At 72.8% G+C, this 9,893-nt stretch carries 9 protein-coding genes and 1 pseudogene; 4 read left to right on the top strand and 6 right to left on the bottom strand.

Going from position 1 to position 9,893, the window contains the following annotated elements:
- Positions 1-1,904 (bottom strand): glutamine synthetase III family protein (locus ACXJKG_RS15540; RefSeq protein WP_456846649.1); only part of this gene is annotated, 1,904 nt, incomplete at its 3' end.
- Between the two features lie 160 nt (positions 1,905-2,064).
- On the opposite strand from ACXJKG_RS15540, the gene ACXJKG_RS15535 reads away from it, so the two are divergent.
- Entirely contained in the window at positions 2,065-2,553 is a 489-nt protein-coding gene (locus tag ACXJKG_RS15535; RefSeq protein WP_456846648.1) for an RDD family protein, read from the top strand.
- 4 nt (positions 2,554-2,557) lie between these two features.
- On the opposite strand, the gene ACXJKG_RS15530 is transcribed toward ACXJKG_RS15535, so the two are convergent.
- The 5 genes from ACXJKG_RS15530 to ACXJKG_RS15510 are packed head-to-tail and all read right to left on the bottom strand — an operon-like array spanning position 2,558 to position 5,842.
- Positions 2,558-2,872, bottom strand: a complete 315-nt coding sequence (locus tag ACXJKG_RS15530; protein WP_456846647.1) for a hypothetical protein — start codon at positions 2,870-2,872, stop codon at positions 2,558-2,560.
- A gap of 9 nt (positions 2,873-2,881) precedes the next feature.
- Positions 2,882-3,598 carry a DUF4191 domain-containing protein gene (locus ACXJKG_RS15525; protein WP_456846646.1) on the bottom strand — a complete coding sequence of 239 codons (717 nt, stop codon included), beginning with the start codon at positions 3,596-3,598 and terminating at the stop codon, positions 2,882-2,884.
- A 40-nt stretch (positions 3,599-3,638) separates the two neighbouring features.
- Positions 3,639-4,640 carry a lipoyl synthase gene (lipA, locus tag ACXJKG_RS15520; protein ID WP_456846645.1) on the bottom strand — a complete coding sequence of 334 codons (1,002 nt, stop codon included), beginning with the start codon at positions 4,638-4,640 and terminating at the stop codon, positions 3,639-3,641.
- Positions 4,641-4,692: 52 nt separating this feature from the next.
- A complete protein-coding gene (lipB, locus tag ACXJKG_RS15515) occupies positions 4,693-5,364 on the bottom strand; it encodes a lipoyl(octanoyl) transferase LipB (RefSeq protein WP_456846644.1) in 672 nt (223 codons plus the stop codon).
- 10 nt (positions 5,365-5,374) lie between these two features.
- The gene (locus ACXJKG_RS15510; protein WP_456846643.1) at positions 5,375-5,842 is read right to left on the bottom strand and encodes a MarR family winged helix-turn-helix transcriptional regulator; all 468 of its coding nucleotides are present in this window, start codon (positions 5,840-5,842) and stop codon (positions 5,375-5,377) included.
- A gap of 51 nt (positions 5,843-5,893) precedes the next feature.
- On the opposite strand from ACXJKG_RS15510, the gene ACXJKG_RS15505 reads away from it, so the two are divergent.
- The 3 genes and pseudogenes from ACXJKG_RS15505 to ACXJKG_RS15495 form a co-directional block, all read left to right on the top strand.
- The gene (locus ACXJKG_RS15505) at positions 5,894-8,122 is read left to right on the top strand and encodes an MMPL family transporter (protein WP_456846642.1); all 2,229 of its coding nucleotides are present in this window, start codon (positions 5,894-5,896) and stop codon (positions 8,120-8,122) included.
- Between the two features lie 5 nt (positions 8,123-8,127).
- On the top strand, positions 8,128-9,153 hold the full coding sequence (locus ACXJKG_RS15500; RefSeq protein WP_456846641.1) for a Gfo/Idh/MocA family protein: 1,026 nt from the start codon (positions 8,128-8,130) through the stop codon (positions 9,151-9,153).
- A gap of 55 nt (positions 9,154-9,208) precedes the next feature.
- A pseudogene (locus ACXJKG_RS15495) lies at positions 9,209-9,893 on the top strand (hypothetical protein); the annotation flags it as partial.

The raw sequence follows: 9,893 nt of genomic DNA, 5'->3' as shown, positions 1-9,893 counted from the left end.
CCGATGTTCAGGGCGACGTCGGTCTGGTGCCGGACGGCGGCCGGCAGGATCGCCGTGGTCCCGATCTCGAGGGCGAGCCGGGCCTCGACGCCGATGGTGAGCGCGTACTGCTCGAGCCCGATCTCGTAGCGGCTGTGCATCTCCCGGTGGTTGAAGACGCCGTACTTCTCGAACAGCTCCATGGCCGGCTCGGTGATGAGCTCGGGCAGCGCGTCCAGCGTGGTCTTGAGGTTGGCCAGGCCGCGCTGCTCCGCCTCGATGGGCCACTCCGAGGAGTAGCCGTCGCCGTTGAACACCACGTTGCCGTGGTCCGTGATGATGTCGGTCAGCAGGGTCTGCACGGCCTGGTCGAAGTCGGTGCCGGCGGCGACCGCGGCCTCGAGCTCGGTGGCGGCGTAGTCGAGCGAGTCGGCCATGATCGTGTTGATCGTGGTCATGGGTCCGGCGACGGTCTGCATGGAACCCGGCGCGCGGAACTCGAACCGGTTGCCGGTGAAGGCGAACGGGCTGGTCCGGTTGCGGTCGCCCGGGTCGGTCGGCAGCACCGGGAGCGTGTCGACGCCGATGTGCATGACGCCCTTGCCCTTGGACGACGTGGCCGCACCCTTGGCGATCTGCTCGAACACGTCGGCCAGCTGGTCGCCGAGGAAGATCGAGATGATCGCCGGGGGAGCCTCGTTGGCGCCCAGGCGGTGGTCGTTCGTCGCCGACGCGACCGAGGCGCGCAGCAGGCCCGCGTACTTGTGCACGGCGCGGATGACGGCGGCGCAGAAGACGAGGAACTGGGCGTTGTCGTGCGGGGTGTCGCCGGGCACCAGCAGCGACCCGAGCTCGCTGTTGCCGAGCGAGAAGTTCACGTGCTTGCCCGACCCGTTGACGCCCGCGAACGGCTTCTCGTGGAACAGGCACTCCATGCCGTGCTTCTTGGCGATCGTCTTGAACGTCGTCATGAGCAGCTGCTGGTGGTCGGCCGCGAGGTTGCCGCGCTCGAACATGGGCGCGATCTCGAACTGCCCGGGGGCGACCTCGTTGTGGCGGGTCTTGGCGGGGATGCCGAGCTTGAACAGCTCGCGCTCCGTGTCCATCATGAAGCCCAGCACGCGGTCCGGGATGGCCCCGAAGTAGTGGTCGTCGAACTCCTGGCCCTTCGGCGGCTTGGTGCCGAACAGCGTGCGGCCCGCGTTGAGCAGGTCCGGGCGGGACAGGAAGAAGTGCCGGTCGACCAGGAAGTACTCCTGCTCGGGCCCGCAGAACGCGACGACCTTCTGGTTCTCGTGGCCGAACAGCGCCAGGATCCGCGCCGCGTGCTCGCCCATGGCCTGCTGCGAGCGGAGCAGGGGAGTCTTGTGGTCGAGGGCCTCGCCTGTCATCGAGACGAACACCGTCGGGATGCACAGCGTGTTCCCGTTGGGGTTCTCGAGGATGTACGCGGGGCTGGTGACGTCCCAGCCGGTGTAGCCGCGGGCCTCGAACGTGTTGCGCAGGCCGCCGTTGGGGAAGCTCGACGCGTCGGGCTCGCCCTGGACCAGGGTCTTGCCGGCGAACTCGGCCAGCGACGTGCCGTCGCCCACCGGCTCGAAGAAGCTGTCGTGCTTCTCCGCCGTGAGGCCGGTCAGCGGGTAGAAGACGTGCGCGTAGTGCGTCGCACCCTTCTCCAGCGCCCAGTCCTTCATCGCCGAGGCGACCGCGTCGGCGACCGCCGGGTCCAGGGTGGCGCCGTGCTCGATCGTGGCGATGACCGACTTGTAGACCAGCTTGGGGAGCCTCTTCTGCATGACCGACTTGCTGAAGACGTTCTGGCCGAAGATCTCGCCGGGGGCCTCGGCCTCGCTGAAGCTGACGGCCGGGGGCACGTAGGCCTCGACGTTCCAGATCGCCTCGCGACGCACAGCGTTCCCGCTCATGAAGACCCCTCGGGCAGACGGCTCGACGCTCCGGCGTGGATCAGCGGAGCAAGTGGGGTCAACCTACGAACCCGCGATGCCGGGCATGTTTCCGGTGCATTGCTGTCTCGCTCCGGCTTGCTGTGCATGATGCGGCGGGCTGGTCGCCTACCCTGCTCGGGTGGCAGATCGTCGGGACATCAGCTCGTGGCTCGAGGGCACCCCGGGCGGCCCCGACCGGGGGACCAGGCTCGGCCTGAGTACTTCGGGCCGTGGCTCGCTCGCGCCCCTCGGCCGGCGCGTCGTCGCGCTGGCCATCGACTGGCTGGCGTGCCTGCTGATCTCCGGCGCCTTCTTCGCCGCGGACCCCGACGCGTTCCTCCTGACCCGCGGCAACTCGCTGGCCACGCTGGGCATCTTCGCGCTCGAGAACGTGCTGCTGGTGGGCTCGATCGGGTTCACCCTGGGCCACCGGCTGCTGGGTCTGCGCGTCCGGCGCGTCTTCCCCGGGCAGCAGGTGGATCCCGTGTGGGCGACCGCGGCGCCGGGGTTCCTCAGCGCCCTCGTCCGCACTCTCCTCCTGTGCCTGGTGATCCCTGCGGTGGTCTGGGACTCGGACGGGCGCGGGCTGCACGACCGGGTCGCCGGGACGGCCATCGTCCGGCGCTGAACCGTCAGGCCGGCGCGCGCCAGACCAGGCTGTAGCGCCAGTACAGCCGCCTGCGCCAGCGTGCCCCGGGAAGGACGACCGCCGCGGTCGTGCGCACGTCGGCGTAGGTGTGCTCGGGATCCCGCACGGGTGCGCCGTGCTCCCAGTGGCCGCGCACCCGGTCCGCGACGGCGGCCGCGGGTACGGCCGCCAGGCTGAAGGCCGCGTCGTCCGGGCCGGCGACCCGGGCGAGGCCGACGACGATCAGGTGGCCACCGGGCGCCCGCTCGAGCGCGAGGCGGTGATAGTGCGTGTTGTGGTTCCAGCGCCCGTCCAGCATGGCCGGACGTCAGCGCCCGCGCATGCCCTTGCGGTCGGGGCGGGCGCGCATCGGGTCGACGCCCTTCGGCACCGGGAGCTTGATGCCGCCGAGCGCGGTGAGGCGCTTGCTGACCTCGGAGATCTCCGCCTTGGTGAGCTTCCCGCGCAGCTTCTGGACCTCGCGCGGCAGCTTGCGCAGCGGCACCTGGCCCTCGCCGTCGCCCACCTGGATCAGGGTGATCGGGGCGCCGGAGATGACCCGGGCGGTGCGCTTGCGCTCGGACTCGAGGAGCTTGGCGATGCGCGGCGCGGGGCCCTCGCCCACCAGGACGACGCCAGGCTTGCCGACGCCGCGGAACACCATGTCCTGCGTGCGCGGGTCCACGGCGACCGGCTCCTGCGTGAAGGTCCAGCCGCGGCGGATGGTCCCGAGCGCGGCGAACGCAGCACCGGGCTGGCCCTCGATCTGGGTGTAGGCGGCCGTCTCGGCCCGGCGGGCCAGGATGAACATCGCGCCCAGCGCCGCGAACGGGATGCTGAGCAGCAGGACGTACACCCAGTGGTTGATCAGCAGGCCGATGACGAGCCCGACGACGATGATGCCGAAGAACACCGCCAGCACGATCCACGTGACCGCAGGGTCGTTCTTCCGGGTCATCTGGTACGCCTGCCACACCTGGTGGTACCAGCGAGTCTTCTTGACCTTGCCGGTCGGTGCAGCGGCGGGGGTGTTGTCACGGGCCATGGGCCCGAAGTCTACCGACCCGGAAGCGCCGTTCTGACGCTCAGCGGGCGAGCAGGCTCGCCGCCTCCTGGCGGGACGTCGTCGGCTCGGCGAAGTGGGCCAGCGCCTCGGGGATCGGGCGGCCGTAGCGGCGCATCGCCTGGCCCCACAGTCGGCCGGCGCGGTACGACGAGCGGACCAGCGGGCCGGACATGACGCCCAGGAACCCGAGGCGCTCGGCCTCCTGCGACAGCTCGACGAACTCCTCCGGCCGCACCCAGCGGGAGACGGGGTGGTGCCRCACCGACGGGCGCAGGTACTGCGTGATCGTGATGAGGTCGCAGCCGGCCTCGTGCAGCTGACCGAGGGCCTCGACGACCTCCTCGGTGGTCTCGCCCATGCCCAGGATCAGGTTGGACTTGGTGACCAGGCCGGCCTCGCGGGCGGCCGTGATCACCGACAGGGACCGGTCGTAGCGGAAGCCGGGGCGGATCTGCTTGAAGATCCGGGGCACGGTCTCGAGGTTGTGTGCCAGCACCTCGGGCCGCGAGGAGAAGACCTCGGCCAGCAGCTCGGGGGTCGCGTTGAAGTCGGGGATGAGCAGCTCGACGCCGGTCCCGGGGTTCACCGCGTGGATCTGGCGGACCGTCTCGGCGTACAGCCACGCGCCGCCGTCGGGCAGGTCGTCGCGCGCGACGCCCGTGACGGTCGAGTACTTCAGGCCCATGGCCTGCACGGACGCCGCCACACGGCGGGGCTCGTCGGCGTCGAACGCGGCGGGCTTGCCCGTGTCGATCTGGCAGAAGTCGCAGCGCCGGGTGCACTGGTCGCCGCCGATGAGGAAGGTGGCCTCGCGGTCTTCCCAGCACTCGAAGATGTTGGGGCAGCCGGCCTCCTCGCACACCGTGTTGAGGCCCTCGCGCTTCACCAGGCCCTTGAGCTCGGTGTACTCGGGGCCCATCGTCGCGCGCGTGCGGATCCACTCCGGCTTGCGCTCGATCGGGGTCTCGGCGTTGCGCGCCTCGATGCGGAGCATGCGGCGGCCATCGGCTGCGATCGTCACGCCGGTCAGACTAACCCGCGCGGGACGCGTCGGCTGCGGGGGGAGGTGCGCGTCACACCGTCGCGACGGCGGGCCGGCCCTCGATGATCGGGACGAGGGTCTCGACGAGGTGCGCGCGCACGAGCGGCGTGACCTCGGCGATGGTCACTCGACGGCCGGTCTCGACCGACAGGGACGTCACGTCGGCGTCGGTGATCCCGCAGGGCACGATGCGGTCGAACGCGGCGAGGTCGGGCTCGCAGTTCAGCGCGAACCCGTGCATGGTCACGCCCCGCGAGACGCGCACGCCGATCGCCGCGACCTTGCGCTCGCGCAGCCCGCGCTCCTCGTCGGCCGCGAACCAGACCCCGCTGCGGCCGTCCACGCGGACCGCCCTCAGTCCGAGGTCGGCACACGTCCGGATCAGCGCCTCCTCGAGCACCCGCACGTAGCGGACGACGTCGATGGGCGTGGCCAGCCTCACGATGGGGTAGCCGACCAGCTGTCCCGGCCCGTGCCACGTGATGCGGCCGCCGCGGTCCACGTCGACCACGGGGGTGCCGTCGACCGGGCGGTCCCACGACGCCGTCCGGCGACCGGCCGTGTAGACGTCCTCGTGCTCGCACAGCAGCACGACGTCCTCGCGCGTGCCGTCCGCGACGGCGGCGTGCACGTCGCGCTGCAGCTGCCACGTGGGCTCGTAGGGGAGCAGGCGTGTGCCGAGGTCCAGCTCGTCGAACCGCATGCCCGTCAGGCTAGCCCGCGTCCTGGTCGGGGCGGGCCACGAGCGCGAGCAGCCGGCGCAGCTGCTCGGTCTGCTCGGCGGTGAGCCCCCGGGTGACCAGCGCCTCGGCGAGCTCGCGGTCGGCCGCGACGGCCAGGGCGGCGCGGCCGGCGTCGGTGATCGTGATGACGTGGCGACGGCGGTCCTCGGCGTGCGGGGTCCGCGTGATGTAGCCGGTGCGCTCCATCCGCGCCAGGACGCGGCTCATCGTCTGCTCGGTCACGCCGCACGCGGCGGCGAGCTCGCGCTGGGACATCGGGGACCGGACCAGGTGCACCAGGACGGGCAGGCTCGCGTGGTTGAGGTCCCAGGTGGCCAGGTGGGCGTTCCAGTCCCGTTCGACCCGGCGGGCCGCGGCGGACAGGAGGCGGCCGACGGGCCAGTGCGCGGGATCGGGAGAGGCGGGGTCGACGGCGGGCTGTCGATCCTCGTGCTCCACGATCACGCCTCCCGTTTGCTGTTCGGAGCTTCCTCCCCAATGATACTCAGCATGCTGAGTAATCGCCGCGCGACGATCGTCCGCTCCGTCCTCGTCGCCGTCGCCCTGGTGGTCTGGCTGGGCATCGGCGCGGTCGGGGGGATGGCGCAGGGCAAGCTCTCGCAGGTCCAGACGAACGACGCCTCGGCGTTCCTTCCGTCGTCGGCCGAGTCCACCCAGGCGGCGCAGGAGAGCAAGGGCTTCGTCGACACCGAGACCCTACCGGCGCTCGTGGTCCTGCAGCCGGAGGACGGCGGCGACGTCACGCCCGAGCAGCTCACCGCCGTGCAGGGCTGGGCRGCGGGTGTGCCCGACCAGCCGCTGCCCGCGGGGAACGAGGGCACCTGGTCCGACTACCTCGTGGGCCAGCCGGCGGTGGTCCCCGCCGAGGACGGGCAGGCGATCCTCGTCGCGTTCTCGCTCGACGGCGCCAAGGCCGACCAGCTGCTGGCCGACGACGAGGGCGTGACCGACTCGTTCGTGCTCGCGCTGCGGGCGTCGCTCGACGAGGACCTGGGCGCGACGGCCACGACGGCCGGCGACCTCGGGCTGAACGCGTGGGTGACGGGCCCCGCGGGGTTCGTCGCCGACCTGGTCACGGCCTTCGGCGGCATCGACGGCGTGCTCCTCCTCGTCGCGCTGGGTGCCGTGCTGCTCATCCTCGCCATCGTCTACCGGTCCCCGTTCCTGCCGTTCGTCGTCATCCTCACGGCCGTGTTCGCGCTCTGCCTCGCCGGGCTCGTGATCTACCACCTGGCCGCGAACGGCACGCTGGTCCTCAACGGGCAGTCCCAGGGCATCCTGTCGATCCTCGTGGTCGGCGCCTCGGTGGACTACGCCCTGCTGCTCGTCGCGAGATACCGGGAAGAGCTCCACCACGTCGAGCACCCCGCGACGGCCATGCGGCGCGCGCTGCGGGCGTGCGTCGAGCCCATCGCCGCCAGCGCCGGCACGGTCATCGCCGGTGTGCTCTGCCTGCTGCTGTCGGACCTCGGGTCCAACCGGAGCCTGGGCCCGGTGGCGGCGATCGGCATCGCGTCCGCCCTGCTCGGCGCCCTCACCCTGCTGCCGGCGCTGCTGCTGGTGTTCGGCAAGCACTCCCGCGTCCTGTTCTGGCCCCGGGCCCCGCGCGCCGACGCCGTCACCGCGACCGAGGTGCTCGACCCCGCCGCGGGCACCGGCGTCTGGGCGCGGCTCGCGCGCTTCGTCGGGCGCCGCGACCGGACGGTCTGGGTGGTCACGGCGCTCGTCCTGGCCGCCGGGGCTGCGTTCCTGCCCACCCTGAATGCGTCCGGGACCAGCCAGGTCGACATCTTCCTCACCGACGTCGACGCCGTCTCGGGGGAGGCCGTCCTGGCCGACCACTTCCCGGCCGGCGCGGTGCAGCCCGCGATCGTGATCGTCGACGAGGYCGACGTGGACGCCGTCACCGCGGCCGCCGAGGGGGTCGACGGTGTGGACACCGTGACGCCCTACACGGGCGCTCCGTCGGGCGCGCCGGCCACCGACGCCCCGCCCCTGGTGGTCGACGGGCGCGTGCGCCTCGACGTGACGACCACGGCGTCCGCGGACACCCAGGCGGCGGTCGCGACCGTCGAGGACCTGCGGACCGCCGTGCACGAGGTCAGCCCGACCGTCGTCGTCGGTGGCGCCGCTGCCGAGACTCTCGACACCCAGCTGGCCAGCGAGCGGGACCTGCGCGTCATCGTGCCGGTCGTGCTGCTGGTGATCGGCCTGATCCTCATGTTCCTGCTGCGGTCGATCGTCGCGTCGGCGTTGCTGCTGGTGGCCAACGTGCTCTCGTTCGCCGCGTCGCTCGGGGTGGCCGCGATCTTCTTCAACCACGTGTTCCACTTCGCCGGCGCCGACCCCGTCGTGCCGCTGTTCGCGTTCGTCTTCCTCGTCGCGCTGGGCGTCGACTACTCGATCTTCCTGATGACGCGGGTCCGGGAGGAGTCGGAGAAGGTCGGCACCCGGGCCGGTGTGGTCCGGGGGCTCGCGGTGACCGGCGGCGTCATCACGTCCGCGGGCGTGGTGCTGGCCACGACGTTCGCCGCACTGGGGGTCATCCCGCTGCTGTTCCTCGCGCAGATCGCCTTCATCGTCGCGTTCGGCGTGCTGCTGGACACGCTCGTGGTGCGCAGCCTGCTGGTGCCGGCCCTGGTCCACGACGTCGGGCGCCCCACGTGGTGGCCCAGCAAGCTGTCCCGCAAGCCGGAGCCCGCGCCCGACCTAGAGTGAGCCGCATGGAGTCGCTGCGCGTCGGACTGGTCGGGTACGGGGGAGCGGGCCGGGGGATCCACGCCCGGCTGCTGCGCGAGGCGGGACAGCAGGTGACCTGCGTGGTCACGCGCAGCCGCGCGGCCCAGGTCGAGCAGGACTGGCCCGGCGCCGTCGTCGTCCCCGACCTGGAGTCGCTGCTCGCGCACGCCGACGAGCTCGACCTCGTCGTCGTCGCCAGCCCGACGGGGGAGCACGTCGCGCACGTCGCCGCCGCCCTGGACGCCGGCCTGCACGTGCTCGTCGACAAGCCCCTGGCCACCAGCGCCGCCGACGCCCAGGCGCTGGCCGATCGGGCCGACGGCCGGCTCACGGTCTTCCAGAACCGCCGGTGGGACCCCGAGCAGCTCACCCTGCTCGACGTGCTCGCGAGCGGCGAGCTCGGGACCGTGCACCGGTTCGAGCGCCGCTGGGAGAGGTTCCGACCCGTGCCGCAGGACCGCTGGAAGGAGAACGACCCCGACGCGGGCGGTCTGCTGCTCGACCTCGGGGCCCACCTGGTCGACTCGGCGGTGCAGCTGTTCGGACCGGTCACCCAGGTCTACGCCGAGCTGCACGCGCGGACGACCCCGGCAGTCGACGACGTGTTCCTCGCCCTCGTGCACGCCGACAACGGCGTGGTCAGCCACCTGCAGGCGGGCTCCGTCGTCGGGGCGCCAGGGCCGCGCACGCGGGTGCTGGGGGACGGCGGCGCCTTCCTGGTGACCAGCTTCGAGGGGGAGCCGACGCCGTTCGGTGCCCTGGACGACGCCTACGAGGAGACCCGTCGGCCCGGCGAGCCGGTGCACGAGGGCTGGCTGGTACGCGGCGCCGACCGTCGGCCGGTCCCGCGGGCCGCCGGTGGTCACGCCGACATCTACCGTGCGGTCGTCCGGTGGGTGGTGGACGGCGGACCTCCGCCCGTCGACCCCGCCGATGCGGCGCGGACGGCCCGGGTGCTGGACGCCGCGCTGGTGTCCGCCGCCGAGCGCCGGGTGGTCCTCCTGGCCTGAGGGGCCTGTGGACGACCGCCGACGGGCTCCCGCCCGGCGGTCTTGGATGTCCGGCATGGACAGGTTCCTCGTGCCGGCCGACGTGCAGGCGGCCCTCGACCGGGCCGGGTTCCGGTGCGTCGACGTGGTGGGCGCCGGCTGGTTGGCGGCCGACGCCTCCGGGCGGTTGGTCGAGCTGCACGTCGTGCCCGCGGTGGCCGACGACGAGCTGGTGGCGCGGGTCGCCCGGCTGCGCGGGGTCCGGCACGAGCACCTCGCGCAGCTCCTGGACCTGACCGAGCTGTCGCCGGGCCGGTTGGGGTTGGTGGTCGAGCACGTGGACGGGCCCACGCTCGCGCAGATCCGCGGAGCGAGGGCGCCGCTGGCCGACGGCGAGGCCGCCACCGTCGCGATCCCGGTCGCGGGCGCGCTCGGCGCCCTCCACGGCGTGGGACTCACGCACTCCGCGGTGACGGCGTCGGCCGTCGTCGTCCGGCCCGACGGACGGCCCGTGCTGACCGACCTGCACGGCGCCGTGCTCGGCACCGGGGAGCCCGAGGCGGACGTGCGGCGGCTGGTCACCACGGTCCTCGCCCAGCTCCCCGGCGAGGACGTCGACGTGGCGGGCGAGACCTCCCTGCGCCGGGCCCTGGCCGAGCTGCTCGCCGTGCCCGGGCTCGGGGCGGCGCACGTCGTGGACCGCTGCTATCGGGAGGCCGAGCCGTCGCCGGTCCGGCTGCCGGACGCCGGGACGCTGGCGT

It is taken from the genome of Cellulomonas sp. P5_C6 (assembly GCF_054049635.1).
The sequence above is the reverse complement of the archived record's forward strand: the minus strand, read 5'-3'. Positions and strand labels throughout refer to the sequence as shown.

Coding starts and splice junctions, on each gene's coding strand:
- ACXJKG_RS15530 (WP_456846647.1), bottom strand. CDS start 2,872: ATGCTGGACGGGCGCTGGAACCACAACACGCACTATCACCGCCTCGCG.
- ACXJKG_RS15525 (WP_456846646.1), bottom strand. CDS start 3,598: ATGGCCCGTGACAACACCCCCGCCGCTGCACCGACCGGCAAGGTCAAG.
- lipB (WP_456846644.1), bottom strand. CDS start 5,364: ATGCGGTTCGACGAGCTGGACCTCGGCACACGCCTGCTCCCCTACGAG.
- ACXJKG_RS15500 (WP_456846641.1), top strand. CDS start 8,128: ATGGAGTCGCTGCGCGTCGGACTGGTCGGGTACGGGGGAGCGGGCCGG.